Source organism: Paenibacillus sp. J22FR5 (assembly GCF_059691975.1).
The window spans coordinates 357,046-378,858 of sequence record NZ_JCAUAN010000001.1; the positions used below are offsets into that span (position 1 = coordinate 357,046).

19 protein-coding genes are annotated in these 21,813 nt (G+C 42.7%); 15 read left to right on the forward strand and 4 right to left on the reverse strand.

Features of this window, described 5'->3' with window-relative positions; translation table 11 throughout:
- Positions 1-8 precede the first annotated feature (8 nt).
- The gene (locus tag AC58P7_RS01815) at positions 9-1,091 is read left to right on the forward strand and encodes a DUF294 nucleotidyltransferase-like domain-containing protein (protein ID WP_497339686.1); all 1,083 of its coding nucleotides are present in this window, start codon (positions 9-11) and stop codon (positions 1,089-1,091) included.
- Positions 1,092-1,142: 51 nt separating this feature from the next.
- Positions 1,143-1,877: an exonuclease domain-containing protein gene (locus tag AC58P7_RS01820; RefSeq protein ID WP_497339688.1), complete on the forward strand. Its 735-nt coding sequence runs from the start codon at positions 1,143-1,145 to the stop codon at positions 1,875-1,877.
- On the opposite strand, the gene AC58P7_RS01825 is transcribed toward AC58P7_RS01820, so the two are convergent.
- Both AC58P7_RS01825 and AC58P7_RS01830 read right to left on the reverse strand, forming a co-directional pair.
- On the reverse strand, positions 1,871-2,299 hold the full coding sequence (locus tag AC58P7_RS01825; protein WP_497339690.1) for a M67 family metallopeptidase: 429 nt from the start codon (positions 2,297-2,299) through the stop codon (positions 1,871-1,873). The two genes, AC58P7_RS01820 and AC58P7_RS01825, sit on opposite strands and share 7 nt — an antisense overlap.
- Positions 2,300-2,339: 40 nt before the next feature.
- Positions 2,340-3,596 carry an MFS transporter gene (locus AC58P7_RS01830; protein WP_497339943.1) on the reverse strand — a complete coding sequence of 419 codons (1,257 nt, stop codon included), beginning with the start codon at positions 3,594-3,596 and terminating at the stop codon, positions 2,340-2,342.
- Positions 3,597-3,773: 177 nt separating this feature from the next.
- Here AC58P7_RS01830 and AC58P7_RS01835 point away from each other — a divergent pair, with 177 nt between their 5' ends.
- Entirely contained in the window at positions 3,774-4,307 is a 534-nt protein-coding gene (locus AC58P7_RS01835) for a TlpA family protein disulfide reductase (protein WP_497339691.1), read from the forward strand.
- 51 nt (positions 4,308-4,358) lie between these two features.
- Here AC58P7_RS01835 and cimA read toward each other — a convergent pair whose 3' ends face one another.
- Positions 4,359-5,978 (reverse strand): citramalate synthase, encoded by a 1,620-nt coding sequence (gene cimA, locus AC58P7_RS01840; RefSeq protein WP_497339692.1) that lies wholly within the window; start codon positions 5,976-5,978, stop codon positions 4,359-4,361.
- Positions 5,979-6,213: 235 nt separating this feature from the next.
- On the opposite strand from cimA, the gene AC58P7_RS01845 reads away from it, so the two are divergent.
- From AC58P7_RS01845 to AC58P7_RS01875, 7 genes are all read left to right on the forward strand, one after another.
- The gene (locus AC58P7_RS01845; RefSeq protein WP_497339693.1) at positions 6,214-7,515 is read left to right on the forward strand and encodes a DNA polymerase IV; all 1,302 of its coding nucleotides are present in this window, start codon (positions 6,214-6,216) and stop codon (positions 7,513-7,515) included.
- A 6-nt stretch (positions 7,516-7,521) separates the two neighbouring features.
- Positions 7,522-8,025, forward strand: a complete 504-nt coding sequence (mobB, locus tag AC58P7_RS01850) for a molybdopterin-guanine dinucleotide biosynthesis protein B (RefSeq protein WP_497339694.1) — start codon at positions 7,522-7,524, stop codon at positions 8,023-8,025.
- A 67-nt stretch (positions 8,026-8,092) separates the two neighbouring features.
- Positions 8,093-8,326 (forward strand): ferredoxin, encoded by a 234-nt coding sequence (locus AC58P7_RS01855; protein ID WP_127454548.1) that lies wholly within the window; start codon positions 8,093-8,095, stop codon positions 8,324-8,326.
- 170 nt (positions 8,327-8,496) lie between these two features.
- Positions 8,497-10,344 carry a CHASE2 domain-containing protein gene (locus tag AC58P7_RS01860; RefSeq protein WP_497339695.1) on the forward strand — a complete coding sequence of 616 codons (1,848 nt, stop codon included), beginning with the start codon at positions 8,497-8,499 and terminating at the stop codon, positions 10,342-10,344.
- Positions 10,345-10,375: 31 nt separating this feature from the next.
- The gene (locus tag AC58P7_RS01865) at positions 10,376-12,154 is read left to right on the forward strand and encodes a FecR family protein (protein WP_497339944.1); all 1,779 of its coding nucleotides are present in this window, start codon (positions 10,376-10,378) and stop codon (positions 12,152-12,154) included.
- Between the two features lie 44 nt (positions 12,155-12,198).
- Entirely contained in the window at positions 12,199-13,803 is a 1,605-nt protein-coding gene (locus tag AC58P7_RS01870; RefSeq protein ID WP_497339696.1) for an NHL domain-containing protein, read from the forward strand.
- 130 nt (positions 13,804-13,933) lie between these two features.
- Positions 13,934-15,457 carry a L,D-transpeptidase gene (locus AC58P7_RS01875; protein WP_497339697.1) on the forward strand — a complete coding sequence of 508 codons (1,524 nt, stop codon included), beginning with the start codon at positions 13,934-13,936 and terminating at the stop codon, positions 15,455-15,457.
- A gap of 188 nt (positions 15,458-15,645) precedes the next feature.
- On the opposite strand, the gene AC58P7_RS01880 is transcribed toward AC58P7_RS01875, so the two are convergent.
- Positions 15,646-15,798 carry a hypothetical protein gene (locus AC58P7_RS01880; protein ID WP_497339698.1) on the reverse strand — a complete coding sequence of 51 codons (153 nt, stop codon included), beginning with the start codon at positions 15,796-15,798 and terminating at the stop codon, positions 15,646-15,648.
- A 350-nt stretch (positions 15,799-16,148) separates the two neighbouring features.
- Here AC58P7_RS01880 and AC58P7_RS01885 point away from each other — a divergent pair, with 350 nt between their 5' ends.
- The 5 genes from AC58P7_RS01885 (at position 16,149) to AC58P7_RS01905 (ending at position 21,810) form a co-directional block, all read left to right on the forward strand.
- Positions 16,149-17,498 carry an ABC transporter substrate-binding protein gene (locus tag AC58P7_RS01885; protein WP_497339699.1) on the forward strand — a complete coding sequence of 450 codons (1,350 nt, stop codon included), beginning with the start codon at positions 16,149-16,151 and terminating at the stop codon, positions 17,496-17,498.
- A gap of 88 nt (positions 17,499-17,586) precedes the next feature.
- A complete protein-coding gene (locus tag AC58P7_RS01890) occupies positions 17,587-18,492 on the forward strand; it encodes a carbohydrate ABC transporter permease (protein ID WP_057310671.1) in 906 nt (301 codons plus the stop codon).
- A 41-nt stretch (positions 18,493-18,533) separates the two neighbouring features.
- Positions 18,534-19,373, forward strand: a complete 840-nt coding sequence (locus AC58P7_RS01895; RefSeq protein WP_497339701.1) for a carbohydrate ABC transporter permease — start codon at positions 18,534-18,536, stop codon at positions 19,371-19,373.
- Between the two features lie 146 nt (positions 19,374-19,519).
- Positions 19,520-20,944: a PTS transporter subunit EIIC gene (locus tag AC58P7_RS01900; RefSeq protein ID WP_497339945.1), complete on the forward strand. Its 1,425-nt coding sequence runs from the start codon at positions 19,520-19,522 to the stop codon at positions 20,942-20,944.
- 32 nt (positions 20,945-20,976) lie between these two features.
- Positions 20,977-21,810: a PRD domain-containing protein gene (locus tag AC58P7_RS01905; RefSeq protein WP_497339703.1), complete on the forward strand. Its 834-nt coding sequence runs from the start codon at positions 20,977-20,979 to the stop codon at positions 21,808-21,810.
- Positions 21,811-21,813: the final 3 nt, after the last annotated feature.

Below are 21,813 nucleotides of genomic sequence, written 5' to 3' on the forward strand. Positions count from 1 at the left end.
GATGCAACATGAATCATCTCTCAATGGAACGGATCCTGGAACGCATTTATCAATCGGAACAATTCGATGAGATGCGAATAACCAGAGATCAGGTGCATGAGATGTTTCGGGAGCATCTCCTTTTTTCCTATACTTCTGAACTTGGGCAGCAAATCAATCAAGTGCATGATGCCTTGATTCAGAGGACTGTCCAGATTGCTGAGCATTTGCTTGAGGATGAAGGGTATGGAAAGCCGCCTGTCACTTATGCTTTTATCCTATTGGGCAGTGGAGGAAGAAGGGAACAGACTCTCTGGAGCGATCAGGATAATGGACTTATCTATGCAGAAAGCGAAACGCATACGAACGAGGAATTAGATTCATATTTTGAAAAGTTGGCCTCGTATATTCTTCGTGGTTTGGATGTTCTGGGTTATCCACCCTGTGAAGGGAATGTGATTTCGAGCAATCCGCAATGGCGTAAGTCGCTTAGTGGATACACGGAGATGATGTTAGATTGGTTCATGGAACCTAATTGGGAAAATGTGCGTTACCTGCTGATTATGGCGGATATGCGCTGTATGTATGGCTCTGCGGAGTTAGTTGCACAGCTGAAGCAATTGTTTCTCACTTATATCCAGGAGCACCCAAGTCTCTTGAAATATTTGTTATCGAATACGTTGCATCACAAAATTTCATTAGGTATATTTGGTCATTTAATTACGGAACGATATGGTGAAGATGCAGGCGGGGTAGATATCAAATATGGTGCATATATTCCGATTGTAAATGGAATTAGGTTACTTGCTATTCAAGAAGGAATACTGGCTACTTCTACATTGGAACGAATTAAACAGTTAAAGGCGAATGCTGGTGTGTCTGAGCAGTTAGCAGGTGATTGGGAAGTTGCTTTTTCTATCGCGTTAAGGCTGAGGGATATGACTCCTTTTCAATTGGAAGAAGAGAAATATACGACAAGGGGCAAGTTGACTGCAGAGCAATTGACCAAGGAAACACGAGCGTCTCTTAAACAGTGTTTACGGAAGGGAATTGAATTGCAGAAGTATGTTAGTAAATCCATTGAAACACACATAGAGAGAGAAAAAGGTTAGAACGATAGGAATCGGAAAACCAGGTTCATTGTGTAGGGAGAGGTGACTCGAATGAAAGATATGCGTCCTGCAGGTCGAATGTGGCATTTATATAAAATGGGCGGCTTAACACCAGCGCTAACATCCATGTTTGATGCACAAAGCGCACAGCAAATGGCGTTTATACGGTCGATGCTAAAGGAGCAAAGGAAGGATTCTTTGTTTGAAATTCCCTTACACTCGATGGAAATCGTGGTGTTTGATCTGGAAACAACGGGTTTCTCTCCTTATAACGGTGATGAAATTATTTCCTTTGGAGCTGTATCTGTCATTGGCGGTGAAGTACAGAAAGGAGATACCTTCTATAAAATGGTGAATCCGAAGCGCAAAATACCTGATGAAATCGTGCGGCTCACTGGCATTACGAATGAAATGGCGAGTGATGCGCCAGATTTAATCGGAGTATTAAGTGATTTCTTGGAATTTGTTCAACAGAAAATTCTGGTTGCTCATGCAATCGGGCATGATAAGAATTTCTTGAATTCAGCCTTATGGCGTACATCGAAAGTGAGCTTATCCCATCGTGTGCTGGATATCATGATGATTGCAAAATGGCTGATGCCAAAGCGGAAAAATTTGAGTTTGGACTCACTTCTCCATGCTTATGACATTCCGGTTACTGTTCGTCACCATGCCCTGGAAGATGCGCTCATGACAGCAGAATTATGGTCACGATTTATGGAAGAAATAAGAGCTAGAGATGTTGATACGCTCGGCGATTTATATGCGTTATTAAGCCATCATTGACCGATGACAAACGAAAGTTTGTGATATGCGGTCGTGGTGGTTTTTTTTATTTCATAGACCTGGAGTTCGGGCTTACCTGCGTGTTGTAAGGATAAAATCCAGTGGGTTGGCATGGTGTGCCAAAGTGTGCGGAGATCCTCGACAGAAGGAATTGGGGCGGCCGTGGGATGTGAGTGGAAGAGACCCATAATTGGATTCACACTATCGTTGAGATAAGGGAGTATGTCCATTGGGTTGATGACGAATTGCTGGGTGGGGTTCTTAGCGTGATTTGTTAAAGGAATGAAAGAGTGTAGACGTAACTCATCCAACGGAAAGGATGGAGCATCTCCTAATAGGATGCCACATGCTTCATTGGGGAGCGAACGTGTGCTGTGTGAGATAATTTCGTCGTACAGCTTCATCGTTACATATACTCGCATGCGCACTCGCTCCTCACTCTTTTAGCATGAGGTTAGTATATCATGTTTGTTCCTTCAGTTCTGCCTCTGGCTTTATGAAGAAAAACACTAACGCAAGCATGAGAATCGATAATGAGGCGACTGTTATAAACAGTGTTTTATGCGAGATACTCATCAGCCAGCCGAATAAAGGTGGACCGAAAGCGACCCCGATAAAGCGAAGGCTGTTATAAAGGGAAGTTATCATACCGCGTTGCTCACGCTTCGCGGATCCGGTAATGAGTGTATTTAAACAAGGAAGGAGCAGACCTGTCCCTATTCCGCTGAGAGATAATAAGCCGATGAAGACGTAGAGGTTTCCGTTTAGGAATGTAGCTAATGCGAGGGATACGGTCATGATTATCAGGCCGATATTCATTAACCAACGCATGAGCGTGCCATTTTGTTTTATTTTAGCCCCAGTGGTATATGAGGTAATGACTAGGCAAAGCAAAGGGATTGCGAGGACGAGCCCTTTACGGACACCTTCGATGCTATAAGGCTTCTCTTCTAAAATTTGTGAGAGATAGAACAGTACCCCGAATAAAATGAATAAGGTAATCGAGCCGGCAACAAAAGCGGGCAGGAGCCAATGTCCCTTGCTTTTCAATATGGTTTTGATTTGCTTCAAATATTGTTTTAGGGGTTCGGCTTCTTTCTCTTTGGCAGGTTCTTTGATCATAAATATGACGGCGAGCAAAGCAAGCAAGCAAAAAAATGGGAAAGCGATAAAAGGTGCGAACCAAATCAGTAGAGCGAGGAGCGATCCTAGTATGGGACTGACCACTTTACCAATGCCGTTTGAGGCTTCGATAAGACCTAGTGCTTTACTGGCTTTGGGACCTTTGTAGATGTCTCCAACTAGGGCCATGGCAATAGGGGCTGTACCTGCCGCTCCAAGGCCTTGTATTGCTCGTGCACCTATGAGGATAGGGTAAGAGTTCCAAACGGCTCCAAGCCCTGCTAGGACTCCTGCGGCACCGTATACGATCAGAGAAGGGATAATTATTGCTTTTCGGGTGAAGCGATCAGATAAATAGCCAGATACGGGGATGATGATGCCAGCTGTTAGCGAAAATAAGGTAATGATCAGTGAGCTCTGGAATCGGGAGATGTTCATTTTCTCTTGCAAATCAGGCAGGATAGGGACAAGCATGGAATTACCAAGCACAAGCACTAATGGGATGGATGCAAGTGCGAGATATTGCCAAATGCTCCCTTTCTCGCTGGCGGTTGTCTTTTTTTTGTCGGAAGCTCCTTTGTGTTCGTAAAAATCCATTGGCTTTACTGGCGCTTTACCTTTATGTTTGACGGCAGCTTGCTTCATATGAACATTTCCTTTCATCGCTAAGAGTAGGATTACTTTTCCCCAATTGGATGAAAGCATACTTATGGATCGTAATGTTGGAATTTTCGCTAATTTGGAGATAATATAGAGGGAGTGGAGGATGATACTGTGAAGAAGAATCTCATCGTGATCGCTTTCGTCGTCTTACTGGCGGGCTTTGCGATTTATCAGAATGTACGACATGAAAATAAACAAACCCTGATGCCTAGTGAGCAAGCGGCAAAAGTGAATTTCTTAGCTCCTTCCTTTACGCTGCAAGCGCTGGATGGGAAAGAGTATTCGGTCGGCGGGCCTCGCGAGAAGCCGATGTTCGTGAATTTCTGGGCATCCTGGTGTGGACCGTGTGAGGAAGAAGCTCCTGATCTAGTCAACCTGTATAATAAATATCAAGGGAAATTTGATCTATATGCGGTGAATGTGACGCCAGGGGATAAGATGGACAATATTAAAAAATTCGTGGAAACCTATAAATATCCATTCCCTGTTTTATTGGATAAACAAGGAACGAATGCTGACACTTATAATGTTATTGCCATTCCTACAAGCTTTCTAATTGATAAAAATGGCGTAATCCGCGAAATCATCCATGTGCTTTCTCCGAAGGAGCTCGACAAGAAGATGGCGAGTCTTCTGAAAGAATGAAAAAAGCTGCAAGAGAGCACTGGTTATATGCTCTCTTGCAGCTTTTTCTTATTAATGATTCACAAGTCCTAATCGTTCTTGTTGTTCTTTGTTCGCTGGTTCTACGCGCTGTCTGCTGATGAGCGCATAGCGTAAGCTATCCACAAGTGCATACCAGCTGGCTTCGATAATGTTGCTTGAAACTCCTAGTGTGTTCCAAGTTGAATTAAAGTCAGTTGACTCCATTAAGACGCGAACCTTACCGGCTGTTGCATCTTTCTCGTCCAATACACGTACTTTGTAGTCAGATAGATGTACATTTTTGATATCCGGGTAGTACTGGATCAGTGCTTTCCGTAAGGCATTATCAAGGGCGTTGACAGGGCCGTTTCCTTCTGCCGCGGTATAAATCGTCTCGCCATGCACTTTCACTTTCACGATCGCTTCGGAAACGACAGCGTGGTTTGCGGTTTTCTCTACGAGCATTTTGAAGGATTCCAAGGTAAAGATCTCTTCAAGTCCTTCAAAAGCTTCACGCAACAAGAGTTCAAGTGTGGCATCCGCACCTTCAAATTGATAACCTTGATGCTCCATTTCCTTAATTTTCTCGATGACTTCTTTGGTTTTCTGATGTTCTTTGTTGAAATCCAAGTTGAGCTCTTGTGCTTTTACAAGAACGTTGCTTTGACCTGCAAGCTCGGAAACTAGCACGCGTTGTTTATTGCCAACTAATTCAGGTTTCGTATGCTCATATGTGCTCGCATCCTTGAGGATAGCGGAGACGTGAATACCGCCTTTGTGGGCAAATGCCGCATTACCGACATACGGTTGGTTAACTGGCATATGCATGTTAGCGATCTCGCTGATATATCTGGAAACCGATGTGAGAGATTGCAATTCATCTTCAGAGATGACATTATAGTTTAACTTTAATTGAAGGTTAGGGATAATGGAGCTAAGGTTTGCGTTCCCGCAGCGTTCTCCGTAGCCGTTAATCGTCCCTTGGACTTGTCTTGCACCGGCTTGTACGGCAGCTAATGAGTTGGCTACACCTAATTCACAATCATTATGGGCGTGAATGCCCACTGGTGTTGTCACATGCTGTGTGACTGTTGTAACAATTGCTGTGATTTCATTGGGTAAAGATCCGCCATTGGTATCACAAAGGACAATCCAATCAGCTCCTGCGTCCTGAGCCTTTGTGATCGTTTGCAGCGCATAGTCTGGATTGTTTTTGTAACCATCGAAGAAATGCTCAGCATCATAAATGACTTCCATGCCGCTGCTTTTCAAAAAGAGTACGGAGTCATAAATCATATTCAAGTTTTCTTCTAACGTTGTTTGGATAGCGGTGGTTACATGAAAGTCCCATGACTTACCGAAAATCGTAGCGACTTTAGCGCCAGATTCTACGAGTCTATTTAGGTTAATGTCATCCGCGGCAATCGAATCTTTCCGTCTCGTGCTGCCAAAAGCGGTAATTTTGGCATTGTTGAATGTCATGCTGCGAGCCCGCTCAAAGAATTCAATGTCCTTGCTGTTGCTGCCCGGCCATCCGCCTTCAATATAATGAACCCCAAGCTCGTCGAGCTTACGGGCAATTTTGATTTTATCCTCGACGGATAGGGAAATACCTTCTCCTTGAGTTCCGTCTCGTAGGGTGGTGTCGAAGATTTTGACTGATGTTGGCATGGGTTCCTCCTTCAAAAGCTAGCAAAGTGACTTCGGTGTAAGTGTTGTGAGTAGTTTCGCTTGCTTTAAAGCGCTAATGTATAATTTACGATTATAACATAAATGTACAGCTAAAGACATCATAACGTAAAATTGTGTTCGCTTGAATGATTATTTTTTTGACATAAAAGGTTGTATATGTTTCACTCGATATGACGGCTCTGAAATCTGATTCATTTACCGGGAGGGAACGCATATGGTGTCAGTCGAGCATCATTATCCCAAGCAAGGCAGAGTCATTTTACATATTGATATGAATGCATTCTATTGTTCGGTTCATGAAGCGGTAGAGCCTGACTTATATAAAGGGAAGCCTCTCGCTGTGGCAGGGAGTGTTGAGCTCCGTAAGGGCATTATCGTTACTTCATCATATGCAGCGCGCAAGCTAGGGATCAGGACAGGGATGCAAGTTAGGCAAGCGTTGAAAATATGTCCAGACTTAATCTTAATCAGACCTGACTTTGATCTCTACCGGAATTTCTCCAGGCGGTTCATGCAGATAGTCTATGGATATTCACCGTTGGTAGAATCTATGTCTATCGATGAATGTTTTGTAGATATCACTGGATCTAAACAGTTTGGAACACCGCTTGAAATTGCGAATAGCATTCAGAGTAAAATTATGCATGAGTTGAGCCTGCCATGTTCGATAGGAGTCGCGCCGAATAAGCTGCTCGCTAAAATGGGTTCAGATATGAAGAAGCCGAATGGTATCACAGTTTTGCGACTAAGAGATGTACCATCTGTGTTTGGGGATAAACCTTGTAACTACTTGTATGGAATCGGTAAAAAAACAGCAGAAAAGCTTACGAGACTTGGTATTCATACGTTAGGGCAACTAGCCGTGGGGGATGAGGCCCTGTTAAGTAAGCACTTTGGCGTACTGGGCGCTCACTTGAAGCGATCCGCCAATGGCATTGATCCCTCTATCGTAAATCCAGAACAAGAGCAGAGTAAGTCGATTGGACATACGACGACATTGCCGCGAGATTACACGGATCGCATCGAAATTCATCGCGTTCTTCTGAATTTGGCGGATCAGGTGGCAAGAAGGCTACGTAAGCAGGAACTTATGACCTCGACGATTCAAATTACAATTCGCGATCCTGAGATGAGAACAATTACAAGATCGGTTACACTCCCTACTCCGACGGAGCATATGGACGATATTTATCGGACTTCCTGCCAGTTGTATGATCATCAATGGGAGGATGGGAATCCTGTTCGTTTACTAGGGATCGCCTTGCAGAATTTGACCACCAAGGAAGAATCTTATGTGCAGCTCGATCTATTCGATTATAAGAAACAGCCGCGTAGAGAGAACTTAAACCGGGTGATGGACGGGCTGCGTGATAAGTTTGGTGAGGGTGTGATTCTTACCGCGGGGATGATGAGTGATGATCCATCTTCCTTAATTCGAAATCATAAAGTGAGAGGAACGTCCTTGCAAATGGATCATTTGCGAAATAATCCTCTTCATAAGGAAAAAGGAGAGTGATGAGGCATGGCTCATTGCTTGGGGTTCGCGGGATATTCCAATAGCGGGAAAACAACGCTGATAGCTAAGCTGGTTAGTGAAATGAAACTCCGCGGCCACCGGATTGCGGTAATGAAACATGATGCGCATGGACATTATAAAGAAGCGGAAGGAGCGGATTCCACTACTTTCATTGGTGCGGGAGCGGATGCTGTCGTGACACTCTCACCAGATGCTGTACATGTCTATGAGCAAAAGAAAATTCCGAGCTTGGAAGAGCAATTACTAGCGTATGCCCATCTTGATTATATTTTTATTGAAGGATTCAAGAAGGGAAAGCATCCTAAGATTGTCATTTACCGTACAATAGAACAAAGAGAAATGATCAAAAGCCTGACACCGAGTCCCATTGCAGTCGCGACAGATTTGGATATTGAGGATCAGGAAGTGTTGCAGCCCATGTTCAATTTGAATGATATCAACGGAATTACAGACTTTATTGAGCATTATTTTAAGGATTGTCAATTTTAAGGTTTGAACTTTGTCCGTATTTATATTATATTTTACATTGAGGATAATTTGAGGAGGAGTAGAAAACATGGCTAAGTATACATTCGTTGATAAAGATACTTGCATCGCTTGCGGCGCTTGCGGAGCTACAGCTCCAGATATCTATGATTACGATGATGAAGGTTTGGCAGAAGTGATTTTTGATGGAGATGGAAACAAAGGGGTAACTGAAATTCCTGAAGATCTATTTGATGATCTACAAGATGCTCAAGATGGCTGCCCAACTGACTCCATTAAAGTTGCGGATTCACCTTTTAACTAATCATAATTGAAAAATCATTTCGTGTGAAAATCATGAAATGTCGAAAGAGCCCGATTCCTGAGAAGGAAGGGGCTCTTTTTTTTGCTGAAAAAGCGTGAAATTTGTAACAATTTATTGCCAATTTGTAGATAGCATCTTACAATGAAAGGAGTAAACTCGGGGAGGATTATATGGGTAAGAAGAAATGGATTAAGACTTTAGTAGTAGGACTTGTATTGATGGCGTTTTCGACATATTTCTACACAGTTAACACGAGTGGATTGTTTTACTTTGTGGAAGGCCCTCTTCAAGATAGTTTACGTAAAGCGAAATCAGTCGATGAGCGTCAGCCGGATGATCGTATCAAGATTGTTAAGATCGATGAGAAATCACTTTCGGCCATCGGTAAGTTTCCATGGGATCGAAGTACATATGCACAAGTCATTGAGAAACTAGAGCAGTCAGGCGTAGCGGCCATTGGAATCGACGTCGTGCTGGCAGAACCATCCAAAAACCCTGCTGACGATAAAGCGTTAGCCGATGTGCTAGCCAAATACTCGAATATTATTTTACCTGTTCAAATCAATTATCCCTCCAAACAACAGTCAGCGGGCGATCTCGTTCCTGAGAAAATTGATTATCCCTCCTCAACTTTAACTACCAAAAAAGATCAGATGGCACATATTAATGTATTTGTTGATAAGGATGGCAAAGCACGAAAACTGCCAGTCGGTCTGCCTGATGATAAAGGTTCCTACATACCAGCATTCAGTGTTGCTCTTGCGAATTTTGTTTTGGAAGATAGCGAGAAGGTCAAGCGTAATGCTGAAACTGGACAATGGATGCGCGGAAATACAGTCTTGCCAACGAATGATAGAAATCAAGTCACAACCGAATTCTTCACGCTGCCTAGACAAAAAGTAGATGCTACAACAGGTTACGAATTGCTTTCTTTTGTTGATGTTCTTAATAGTACGAAAGCACTGCCACTCAAGGGAAGCATTGTACTCGTGGGGCCGTTCGTAACGGCGATGCAGGATGAGTATCCGACTCCGATTTCCTCAGTAAAGATGTTCGGAATTGAAATTCATGCCAATATGATTCAAACTTTGTTAGAGAGTGTGTTTTACAAAGATGCTTCAAAGTCTGCTGGTATCGCCATCATTCTTCTTATCTCATTACTAGCTATATTCTTATTTGAGAAGTTCAATGGGAAAACAGCACTATTCATTTTCATAGGCCTGTTCGTCATTTATGGTGGAATTTGGTTAGCTTTTTATACCATTGGTTCGATGTTCCTGCCACTTGTTTACCCACAATTCGCGCTTGTAACCATCTATGTATGGTCACTAGTTAACCATTATTTAGAAGAGCGGAAAGAGAGGAATCGGGTTACCGGTATTTTCGGACGATTCGTTTCCAAAACGGTTGTGGACGAGCTCCTTCAGTCAGGCGAAGATGTGAAACTTGGTGGAAGCCGCAAAGACATTTCGTTGATTTTTGTTGATATCCGCGGATTTACACCAATGTCGGAACGACTAGAGCCTGAACAGGTTATTCAAGTGTTGAATGAGTATTTGGATGTTTGTACGAAAGCAATATTTAAGTTTAATGGCACCTTGGATAAATTCATTGGTGATGGTGTTATGGCGATGTTCGGCGCTCCCATCGAGTATGATAATCACCCGGAAATGGCCGTGCGCGCAGCGATTGAAATGAAATCACAAGCGGATATTCTTGAGCAGAAATTGATTAAGAACTATGGTATTGGCGTGAAGTTTGGACTAGGGATTAACAGTGGTCCAGCGGTTGTAGGTAATATTGGATCCGAAGATCTTCGGTTGGATTATACTGCGATCGGGGACACCGTTAACTTGTCAGCTCGTCTCGAATCCAATGCCAAACCAGGACAAATTCTAATAAGTGAGCAGACGTATGAGCGTGTCAAAGGCTTATTTGAAATTGAGTCCATCGGTGAGATTAAAGTAAAAGGAAAAGAAAAACCGGTTGCTGTTTACGAAGTTATCGGTCATTTATGAATAGAGTTGCTGGGAGGCATGCAGAGTGGGAATGACAAAGAAATCATTTTTTTCATTATTAGTAAGTTTTAGCTTAGTGTTTAGTTTAGTATCCGTGCTTTTAGTAAAGCCTGTGGATGCAAAAACGGTTCGTGTTGCCATTATTTCTGCATTATCAGGAGACGTTACAGTTAAAAAAGGGGGCGGCTCCAAGTCTTATGATGCTTATGAGAATATGAGTTTAAACCAGGGAGATACCGTTTATACGGGTGACAGTTCCTCTGTAACACTGAACTTAGCAAGCGGCGATGCGGATGTCACGTTAAGTGACAATGCTGAGCTCAATGTTTCGGATCTTAATACTTCCAATGGAAATAAGAAATCCAAGCTTAAAGTTTGGGCGGGTTCCATGTGGGTGAAAGTCAAATCATTGGCTGGAGCTGATGATGAATTTGAAGTTGAAACGCCTACGGCAGTTATGGGTGTTCGTGGAACACAATTCTACGTTTCAGTTGATCCTGTTACGGGTAAAACCAAAATGGCTGTTGGGTCAGGAAGAGTTTCTGCTTCAACGGTAACCTCAAATCCAGATGAGTCTCAAACGACAACCATTACTTATTTGAATCCGACGCAACAAATTACATTGGATAATCGCGATGAAACAACGGATTTGGACTTGAAAGTGGAGTTCTTGGATCTAGAAGATTTTATTAAACAGGCTTCTCCGGAAATTATTAAAGAGATGATTTTAAACAAAGCGGAGATTGATAAAGAAAACGACGAGTTTATTGCGAAAAAGCAGAAGGAAATTGATGCGGGGCTTGTTGTGGGTGATCAAACTTCACTGAGCATCAAAAATCAATCTGACTTGGATAAAGTCAAACAAAACTTAAATAATTTGATCGGTAACATTGCGAAAGAAGCATTGGCTGAAAATAAAGTAAATAAAGATTCGCTCAATAAAGTGATTGAAGAGGCAAATAAAAAGATTGCTCTAACTGAGAGGAAGCTGGATCTAGATAAAGTCAAACCGCTTGATGAAACAGCTGGTGTTGATCAAGAGTTAGAGAAAAAGAAACAAGAAGAGTTGAAAAAATTAGAAGAAGCGAAGTTGAAAGCGAAGCTGGAAGCTGAAAAGAACGCAGAAGAAGCTAAGCAAAAGCTTGCTGCTGCATTGAAGAAGCTTGAAGAAGAAAAGAAAAAAATTGAAGAAGAAAAGAATGCCGCTGAAGAGAAGGCCAAAGCTGATGCGGAAGCTAAATTAAAGGCCTCTTTATCGGAGCAAGAGAAGCAGGCATTTGATGACGCCAAGAAGGATAATACGACAGGAAGTACGACAACGAATACGGGTTCGGTGCCGACAACACCACAAGCTAATCCTGTGGTTAAGTTGGATGTAAAACCTATTGTTTCAGGTGAAGAATTCAATTTTAATTTAAACATTAATTTAAGTGGTTTTATTAGTAACAAAGACATTTATGGTTTTGAGATTCACTTACTTTCCGGTACTCAAACTGAATTTGGCACGGAAGCTGATCTAAGCAGTAAACTTATTTTCAGTCCTGCGACAAGTGCTGAATATTACAATGTTGTACCGTCAAACAACACTCAAGAACTTATTTATGCAGTAACGAATTTCGGCGAAAATGCAAAAAATATTCAAATTGATAATTCGACAACTCTAGTAACCATACCGCTATATGCATACCACTTAGACAATATTAGTGTCGGGAAAATTGTAATCGTACGTAAGCATAGTGACGGCACTGTAGAAAAAATTACTTTACCAGAAATAGCCTCGGTAACAGTAGGCCATTATACCTCTGGTTAAGGACCAAATGATTAATATTCATTAGATAAATAAAGGAGATCCATATGAAACCATTACAACAAATATTTGTTTCTAGTATAATCGTTGCTACGTTGCTTGGCGGCTCATCCGCATGGGCCGCTGGCTTAGATGCGGATGCTTTGAAATCCAGCAACGGGCAAATCCTTTCCGATGTGTCTACCTTCGCTGGGATAGGCGATTTCGAAGATATAGACGGCGGTGCCTTGCAGGCTGCCTTCCGTGCTCCAGGCAGTGTGCTGCAACTTGCAGATGGCAGTATTCTTATTGCAGATACACGGAATCACGTGATTCGTAAAGTATCGGGTGGTCAGGTGACCACTTTTGCAGGACCAGAAATTGCTGTCTTGAAGAATAGTCAGGGGTTCCCAACAGGCGGACTCCTTGATGGCAAAGCGTCAGAATCATTTTTTAATGAGCCATCAGGTCTTGCTCTAGACGCTAAAGGAAATGTTTATGTAGCGGATGCTGGCAACAATGCTATCCGGAAGATTGATGTCAATGGTGTTGTGTCAACGATCGCAGGAAATGGTGTACCGGGGAATAAAGACGGTAAAGGTGCATCTGCAAGTTTCAACCACCCAAGTGATATCGCTGTTGCGGCTGACGGATCCATTTATGTGGCGGATTCTCTCAATCATGCTATTCGTAAAATCACTGCGGATGGTCAAGTGACAACACTGACAGCTCCGGTTTCTCGTGTTATTCAAATTCGCCCAGGAGAAGCTTCATTCGTGGGAGATTATCACGACGGCAGCCTTTCTACGGCTTTGTTTAATGAGCCCTCTGGCCTAGCACTAGATAGCAAGGGGAATCTCTATGTTAGTGACACAGGGAACCAACTAATCCGTTATATTGACCTCAAAACGGGAGTTGTTTCCACAATTGCAGGTACTTCGTCGAAATATGGGAAGAACGAGTTATATGCTGAAGGTGATTTTGCAGATGGTGAGGCTTTGAAAGCGAAGTTTGACTTCCCTAAAGGTCTTTCTGTGACCTCTGAAGGCGGGCTGCTGATCGCAGATAGTTTAAATCATTCGGTTCGCTATTTGTTGAATGGACAAGTAACGACACTCACGGGTACGCTTCAAACAGGTGAAACTGATGGCGTTGAGCAATCCGCTGAGTTCTATAATCCGACTGATGTACTTGCTACAACGCAAGGAAACCTGTTGGTAGCAGATTCTTCCAATAACAAAATTCGCAAAATAACAGCTTATCAGTTGCCATCAAATGTATCAAATGATGGGTTAGTGAAGGTTGTTAACGGCAATAAATTAATTACATTTGATGCTCAACCGGAAATTCAAGATGGGCGCACGATGGTACCTATTCGTGCGATCAGTGAAACTTTTGGCTACAAGGTGACCTATGTGGAGCGTGATGGTAAATCACTCGTACAACTCTCCAAAGGTGATCTGACAGTGGAGTTAACGATTGGTGAAACTGGTATTGTTCGCAAGCAAGCTGGCGTGCCAGATCGTAAGGTAGAAACAGATGTTGCCCCTTATGTGAAGCAAGATCGTACCTATGTTCCTGTTCGTTTCTTCGCAGAACAGATCGGGCTAGATGTTCAATGGGATGCTCCGCATCATACAGCAATTTTGCGCGTAAAATCCTATGCGAAATAGGTTTGGAAAAGAGAAAGGTTTGGCAAGGAGAGATCCTTGTTCAAGCCTTTTTTTGTTTGGGCTTCAGCTTTAGAACTTTATTGCCGATAAAAACGGAGAGAAGTGTGAAGCGGATTGGGGGCTAGACAGCTTGAAGTCGAAACAACGAAACGATCAATTGGAACGATTCTTCCAACATAATCCGATCGAGGATCATCAGTATCTCAAGAAATATGTCAAAGAGCATCCTGATCACAAAATGGCATGGTATTTGTTAGGTAGAGAGTACACAGATCAGGGCAAAACGGGGAAAGCAGCGTATTGTTTTGCACAAGCTGGTGAAATATATGAAGCTTTTGAGCAGCGGAAAATAGTGTTAGATGGACCTTTGCCAACCAGCTTAGCAGCATCTATTTTAAACAAAGGGGCTGTGCCGATAGAACGGCAATCCAAATCAAGTAGAAAGCGGAGATGGCTGCCGTACCTTGTTATGTTTATGCTGTTGGCCATACCCGCGGGAATGGATCTAGCTAAGTCGGATGAGCAAGGGAGCTATGTTGAAGAGCAACCAACCGTCATAGAAACTGCTATATCAAACCAACTGGAGGACAATCCTGGGCTGAAACTGTATTTCTCCGAAGGGGATTGGGGAAAGAAGTTACAACAGATTTTACTGCCATCCTCAGGAGAAACAGGAGAATCCGTTATCATGGAAGCCCCAGCAAGTAAGGATGGGCATTGGAAAGAATGGTATCGCACGGTTAGTCCGCTTCTAAGCGTGGAACATACGGGGGCTGGTGGAAATGAAGCTATTCTGAAGTATTATCAGGCGCAAATTTGCTCCTGTCAGGTTGCGGATAGCGCGAGGATGGTTCCAATCATTGCTTCTTGGATGCATGAACGTGAGGAAGCTATTATTTTGCAAAGTGCGATTCAAGCCTACGAGAAAAAGACTGGAGGGCTTCCAGATAAGCCTCAGCAATTAACGAAGCCTTATCCGGATAATCTATTGCCAGGTCTTACGCCGCAGATGAAAGAAGCCTTTCCAGAAGCTATACAACGAATAAAAGATCTCGCAAAAGGGAAAGCAGCTCAGGCACCGATGCCAACGAGTACGAAGGAAGCTGAGCAAGCTGCACCGTCCAAAGTAGATCAAACGCCGACGGCAAGCAGTTCGCAATCCAAAGCATCCCCTGAACCGTTTGTAGAGCCACTCAGGATTATCATAGATACCGATCAGCATCAATTGGCAGTTGTAAGTGGAGATTATATCCTCCGGCGCTATCCAGTCGGTCTGGGCGGGACTAAAACGCCACAAGGTGATTTCACCATTAGTGAAAAAGTCCGTAACCCGAATGGAAAATCGAATGGTGAGTTTGGTAGCCGAGGGATGACCTTATCTGACACGCTCTATGCGATTCATGGAACGAATAAGCCGAAGAGTATCGGAAAAGATGAATCACATGGATGCGTCCGAATGTTGCAAGATGATGTGGAAGAGCTATATAACATGGTCCCCGAACAAACGAGGGTGACGATTGGCAAAGGTTTGTTGCCTCCTTCTGAGATGGAGAGCGGAAAGGGAGCGGGGGGCGGTAAACCTCAGCAAGTGATTGGTTTGCCTTTGGAGACGAAGGATAGTAACCCTGGAAAGGTCTATAAATGGTTGGATTAGAAAAAAGGAGAGGGCAAGAATGAACTTGCCCTCTCCTTTTTGTGTTAAATGTGTACTCAATATTGTATGTAATTTTCGGACTTAGAAGCAATGTCGTCTTGCAAAAAAGAGTGCAAGTTTTCTTATTGACAAGAGAACGGAAAGCGATTACAATTCGAAATGTGAAGTTTTCAATCACTTTAACGAAATCATTTGTTCAAAATGAGCAGTAAAGTCATTAAGAGGATAACAACTAAGAAAATCGATCCTGTCCAGTAGATGGCTTTCATATTCACTTCATTTTTCTGTCTGCGAGAAGCGGCTACTGGTTTGCGTTTGGCCATAAGAATCACCTTTTCCATTAGGATTAATCGAGATGATTCTATCATATCATAAGTAAGCACATTCAATGAATAAGAAAAAATGAGTGATTTGAAAAAGAAGTATTGACGCTCATGTCATTTTATTGTAAGATTTAATCACACGGAACACTTAAAACAATTAAATATGTCAGTTTTAATAACATGTTACCGCAAGGGCATTAGTTATTAGAAGAAATGCAAGTTTTCTTCTATAACTATGCCCTTTTTATTTTTCCAATAGATGATTTATGAAAGGAGTTGGTAGTGCAAACTAAAGGCAAGATTTACTATCGGGTACTCGTTTCACCAATAAATAACTAGATGAATTAAAAAAGGGAGAAGATGATCACATGAACATGAAGAAATGGTCAACAATGGGCTTAGCAGCATCCATGGTACTCGTAGCTGCAGGTTGCGGTAAATCTACACCTGTAGAAACTACAAAACCAGCGGCTTCAGCAACTCCAGCAGCTTCTGCAGCTCCAACTGCAGCGGGAGTGAAAAAACTATCTGGTGATTTTGAAATTCAATACTTTGTTGGCGGATACGGCGACAAGTGGTGGAAAAAAGTAATTGCTGACTTCCAAGCAGCAAACCCTGATCTGAAAATTAAAGAAAGTGCGGGACCCAAAATCAACGAACAAATGAAACCACGTTGGATCGCTGGTAACCCACCTGATTTCGTATACATCGATGGACCTGAGTTGTTCGACCGTCAAATGGTTACAGACGGACAACTGGAAGATCTGACTGACTGGATCAAAGACGCTAAAAACGTGGATGGCGAGAAAATCATTGATTTGCTTGCTCAAAAACCACAAGAGTTTGACGGCAAAATCTACAACATTCCTTTCGTCATGAGCTCATGGGGTATTTTCTATGATAAAGCTCTTTTCAAAGACAAAGGTTGGGCTGAGCCGAAAGACTTCGAAGAATTCTTGGCTGTAAGTGAAAAAATCAAAGGTGCTGGCATCAATCCTTTCATCCACACTGGTAAATATCCATACTACATCAACGGTGGCGTATTGTTTCCAGCGATCGTATCTGCGAACAACAATGACTACAAATTGCTGCAAGATATGTCCACAAACAATCTTGAAGCTTGGAAAAACCCTGCAATCATAAAAGGTTTGAATAAAATCGTTCAAATGCGTGACAAAGGCTACATCGACAAAGCATCCGTACAAATCAATCACACGGATTCCCAATCCTTGTTCCTACAACACAAAGATGCGTTCATCCCGAACGGTCTATGGTTACCAAATGAAATGGCGAAAGACGTTCCAGGCGGCTTTGACTTCGGATTCATTCCATCCATCACGCAAGATAAAGGTGGAAAAGTTGTAGCCAACACGTCCACTGCTACTTTCGGTATCGCGAAAAAAGCGAAAAACAAAGACGCTGCTAAAGCATTTATGCAATTCGTATTCTCCAAAACACAAGCATCCCAATGGGCTGAGCTAAGTGGAGCTCCTTCCAACGTGAAAGGGGACATTTCTTCCTCCAAAGCTCCTAACTTCGTTAAGGATGCTGCGAAATTCTTGTCTTCCCCTGACACTGTAGTAGTACCAACCGTTTCCTTCGCTGCTGACGTTGATAAAGCTATGCAAGATGCAACGGTTGCTTTGACAATCGGAACAATTACACCTGAACAATGGGTTACTCGTGTAACTGATGTCGTTGCCAAACAAAAGAAATAGGAACTGAATGAAGCAGTGCGGAGAACAACAAGGGCAAAGCTGCCTAAGGCGTTCTCCGCCATTTTAATGATAGGACGGTGACGATAGAATGAAGACCAACGCGAAAAAGCTGAAACGGAATTTGTTCATCGCTTCATTCATCATTCCGACTTTTCTATTCTTCTGCGTATTTACGATTTACCCCGTTATACAGGCTTTACAGAAGTCGTTCTATGATTGGTCAGGAATGTCTGAAAATAGCGAGTTTATTGGGTTTGACAACTTCGTTGAACTATTCAAAGATCCGATTGTACTTAGAGCAATTGGAAATGACTACTTCCTAGTTGTAGGTAAAGTTATTGGGATTATGATTTTGGCGACTTTCTTCGCCGTTGCGTTAACAAGATTTAATTTGAAGGGTTCTGGTTTCTTCCGGGCTATCTTCTTTATCCCGAATGTCATTTCAGTCGTTGTTATCGGTGTACTTTGGAATTTCATTTACAATCCGCAAATCGGTTTCTTGAATGCATTCCTGTCTCTTTTTACCGAAAAGAAAGTTGATATTACTTGGCTAGGATTTCCACAGCACACGATCTGGATGCTTCTACCTCCTACAATCTGGGCAGGTATCGGTTTCTACATGATCCTCATGATTGCTGCAATCGTGAATATTCCTGCTTCCTATTATGAGGCAGCTAATATAGACGGAGCCGGTCAATGGTCGCAATTCCGCCATATCACCATGCCGCTCATTTGGGAGCAAATTAAGGTTTCCATTGTTAACATCGTAATTACTACGCTCAACGGATCATTCGTTATTGTTCAGTTAATGACCAATGGTGGACAACCGGATAATACGACGCAAGTTATGGGTTCTTATCTGTATCGTATGGCTTTTCAACAGTATCATTTCGGTTATGGAGCTGCCATTGGTGTCATGATCCTCATCGTGTCACTTATTACAACACTTATCTTGCAACGTATCATGCGCCAAGAGACAATCGAAATGCACTAAAGTCATCATAGACAAAGATACTGAAGGAGGGAAACCATCGTATGGCTATCAAAAATCCATTAGCTAAAATGTTAGTTTGGATCATTCTAATCATATGGAGTGTGGCCGTGCTCTATCCACTTGTGTGGACGTTGCTCGATGCGCTCAAAAATAATGAACAATTTTTCTTAAATGCCCCATGGGCATGGCCTAAATTCCCATTGATATGGTCGAATTTCTCCTATGTGTGGAGTAAATATAATTTCAGCACATATTTCCTAAACTCAATCGTTGTGACTGTAGGAAGTACGCTGCTGGGCATGATCCTTGCTGCCATGACGGCCTATATTCTGGCGAGATACGATTTTAAAGGGAACAAAGTTCTCCTAACGATCTACATCTCTTCCATGATGATTCCGTTTGCGCTAGCTTTGATCCCATTATTCTTCTTGTTGAATGATCTACATTTAATCAATACGTGGCTGGGGCTAATTCTCGTCTATGCGGCACTTAACTTGCCGTTCGGGATCTTCTTGCTTGTAGGCTTCTATAAATCGCTTCCGAAAGAAATTGAAGAGGCGGCGATTATTGATGGAACTTCACACTATGGAACATTCTTCCGTGTTATGCTACCCTTATCACAGCCAGGGCTTATCACGGTTATGATCACAAACATGCTGAATAACTGGAATGAATACTTCTTAGGGGTTGTTCTAACGAATGAGCCAACGAAGTACACGCTTCCAATTGGTTTGGCAGTTATGCAAGCTGAGATGCAATATCGGGTAGAATGGGGTCCATTATTCGCAGGATTGCTGATCACAACATTGCCAACTTTGATTGTCTATATGATTTATCAACGCCAAATTGCAAGTGGGATTACGGCTGGAGCCGTGAAATAACTGTATAAGGCTTTGCATAGAAAAAACACCTTAACCTAGAGGAATTTATCCTTTCGGTGGGGTGTTCTTTCTACTATAATTGGGATAGGTAAAAGCAAACAAGGAACGGCCAAACTTGTGGGCAATAGGTGAAACTGATGAGTGTAATGTATGCATTTCAGAAGATGGGGAGATCACTGATGATCCCTATTGCGGTGCTGCCGGCAGCATCCATTCTTCTTCGTATTGGTAAAATGTCGTTTAGCGATCCTTTCCTCGTACATGTGGCTCAGATTTTTGAGCTTGGAGGAAGTGCCATTTTTGATAATTTACCACTCCTATTCGCAATAGGTATAGCGATTGGACTCACTTCTGGGGATGGCATTGCTGCTTTAGCGGCGGCCGTTGGATATTTGGTTTTTGACAACGTGCTTAAACATTTCCAAATGGTTTCAGGTAGTTCAGAGCCATTGGATACTGGCGTGCTTGGAGGCATGCTGGTGGGGATGCTTTCTGCCACATTATTCAATCGATTTGGGCATATTCGATTACCAAAGGCGCTTGGATTTTTCGGTGGAAAGCGGTTTGTTCCACTTGTTACATCCCTAGTGATGGTTTTCCTCGGGGTAGTGATAGGGCTTATTTGGCCACCCGTGCAGCGAGGGATAAGTGAAATCGGGTTGTGGATTGTCGACAACGGTAACATTGGCGTATTCATTTACGGCATCATGAATCGCCTGCTCATACCGACGGGTCTTCATCATGTGATTAATAATATCGCTTGGTTTCAAATTGGAGATTTCGTTACGCCTGCAGGCAAAATGGTACATGGGGATATTTCACGTTTTTTCGCGGGAGATCCCACATCAGGAATGTTTATGACAGGATTTTATCCAGTCATCATGTTCGGACTGCCAGCAGCTGCCCTAGCCGTAGTGCGAAGTACATCTTCAACCACGCGGAAATTTGTAGCACCTGTAATGTTAAGCGCAGCACTGACAAGTTTTCTAACAGGCATTACAGAACCGATAGAATTTGCGTTTATGTTTGTAGCCCCTGGCCTTTATGTGATTCATGCCGTGTTAACTGGCTTCTCGATGGTAATCATGAATATCCTTCAGGTCAAAATGGGGTTTGGGTTCTCTGCAGGATTTATCGATTTCGTGCTAAATTGGCATTTGGCGACGAATCCATATTGGATACTTATCGTTGGCGCAGGGTATTTTATTCTTTATTTTATAACTTTTCGGGCCTATCTGCATTTTTTCCCAATGAAAGTATCAACTAAAGATGATGTTGACCAAAGTGATCCGGTAGAAACCGCCGAAAACATAACGACTAAGGAAGATCGACCAACAAGTATTCTAAAATACATTGGCGGAGCTTCTAATATTATATCTATTGATGCTTGTATTACACGACTTCGTTTACTAGTCAAAGAAGAGATTCTCGTCAAAGATAGCGAGCTTAAGGAACTTGGTGCTATTGGTGTTATCCGGCTAGGAAAAGGCAACGTTCATGTTGTTTTTGGAACAGAGTCGGAACAAATTCGTGAAAGCATAAAACCTTTGCTGAGTACAAATGAGAAATAATCAGGACAAGCCTAAGAACGCGGAGGTGTCTTATGATTGATCGGACGATCATACATGTACTATCCCATAACGTCGTGATGGCGCATTTAAGCTCAGGAAAAAACTCCATCGCATTTGGTAAGGGAATTGGGTTCAAAAAAACACCGGGCATGATGATTGGCGAAGGTGAAATCACACAGGAATTCCTCCTACATACCTCGGAAGTGCTTAAGAATTATGAGCAAATTCTAAATGCGGTTGATGTCAAAATTATCGGGATTACCGAGGAAGTTATCGCCTACGCACAAAGCATGCTAGAAGGGGATTTCTCGGAGACAATCCATGCATCTCTTGTAGATCATATTAACTTTGCTGTTGAGCGGCAGAAGCGCGGGATTTTCATTACGAACCCATTTGCCTATGAAATTGGTTACATGTACCCTGAGGAATACAAGGTCGCTAAGAAAGCCGTCGAATTCCTTAATGAGCACCTGGATGTGAAATTGCCTGAGGATGAGGTCGCCTTTTTGACGATGCATTTCAACAGTGCGCGTAAGAAAGAGCAAGCATCCGATTCTCTTGCGGTGGTGAGAGTGGTTTCTCAAACGATCGAATCGGCGAAGGAGCTGGGCTTTAATTTCGATGATTCGTTCTCAACACTTCGTTTTATCTCCCATTTAAAAGGTGTGATCGAACGGGTGAAGCAGAAGAAAACACTTCAAAATTCACTCCTTTCCAAAATTAAAGAAGAATATGGCGATACGTATGTGAAGGCAAAGGTTCTATCCTTGCTGCTAAGTGATTCACTTCAATTAGAAGTACCTGACGATGAGACTGGTTACTTAACCATGCATCTGGAACGGTTGCTGCAACGCACAGAAGTGTAGGAT

Excerpts from the sequence above, each read along its gene's own strand:
- AC58P7_RS01815 (WP_497339686.1), top strand. The coding sequence starts at position 9 with ATGAATCATCTCTCAATGGAACGGATCCTGGAACGCATTTATCAATCG.
- AC58P7_RS01820 (WP_497339688.1), top strand. The coding sequence starts at position 1,143 with ATGAAAGATATGCGTCCTGCAGGTCGAATGTGGCATTTATATAAAATG.
- AC58P7_RS01825 (WP_497339690.1), bottom strand. The coding sequence starts at position 2,299 with ATGCGAGTATATGTAACGATGAAGCTGTACGACGAAATTATCTCACAC.
- AC58P7_RS01830 (WP_497339943.1), bottom strand. The coding sequence starts at position 3,596 with ATGGATTTTTACGAACACAAAGGAGCTTCCGACAAAAAAAAGACAACC.
- cimA (WP_497339692.1), bottom strand. The coding sequence starts at position 5,978 with ATGCCAACATCAGTCAAAATCTTCGACACCACCCTACGAGACGGAACT.
- AC58P7_RS01845 (WP_497339693.1), top strand. The coding sequence starts at position 6,214 with ATGGTGTCAGTCGAGCATCATTATCCCAAGCAAGGCAGAGTCATTTTA.
- mobB (WP_497339694.1), top strand. The coding sequence starts at position 7,522 with ATGGCTCATTGCTTGGGGTTCGCGGGATATTCCAATAGCGGGAAAACA.
- AC58P7_RS01855 (WP_127454548.1), top strand. The coding sequence starts at position 8,093 with ATGGCTAAGTATACATTCGTTGATAAAGATACTTGCATCGCTTGCGGC.
- AC58P7_RS01860 (WP_497339695.1), top strand. The coding sequence starts at position 8,497 with ATGGGTAAGAAGAAATGGATTAAGACTTTAGTAGTAGGACTTGTATTG.
- AC58P7_RS01865 (WP_497339944.1), top strand. The coding sequence starts at position 10,376 with ATGACAAAGAAATCATTTTTTTCATTATTAGTAAGTTTTAGCTTAGTG.
- AC58P7_RS01870 (WP_497339696.1), top strand. The coding sequence starts at position 12,199 with ATGAAACCATTACAACAAATATTTGTTTCTAGTATAATCGTTGCTACG.
- AC58P7_RS01880 (WP_497339698.1), bottom strand. The coding sequence starts at position 15,798 with ATGGAAAAGGTGATTCTTATGGCCAAACGCAAACCAGTAGCCGCTTCT.
- AC58P7_RS01885 (WP_497339699.1), top strand. The coding sequence starts at position 16,149 with ATGAACATGAAGAAATGGTCAACAATGGGCTTAGCAGCATCCATGGTA.
- AC58P7_RS01890 (WP_057310671.1), top strand. The coding sequence starts at position 17,587 with ATGAAGACCAACGCGAAAAAGCTGAAACGGAATTTGTTCATCGCTTCA.
- AC58P7_RS01895 (WP_497339701.1), top strand. The coding sequence starts at position 18,534 with ATGGCTATCAAAAATCCATTAGCTAAAATGTTAGTTTGGATCATTCTA.
- AC58P7_RS01900 (WP_497339945.1), top strand. The coding sequence starts at position 19,520 with ATGTATGCATTTCAGAAGATGGGGAGATCACTGATGATCCCTATTGCG.
- AC58P7_RS01905 (WP_497339703.1), top strand. The coding sequence starts at position 20,977 with ATGATTGATCGGACGATCATACATGTACTATCCCATAACGTCGTGATG.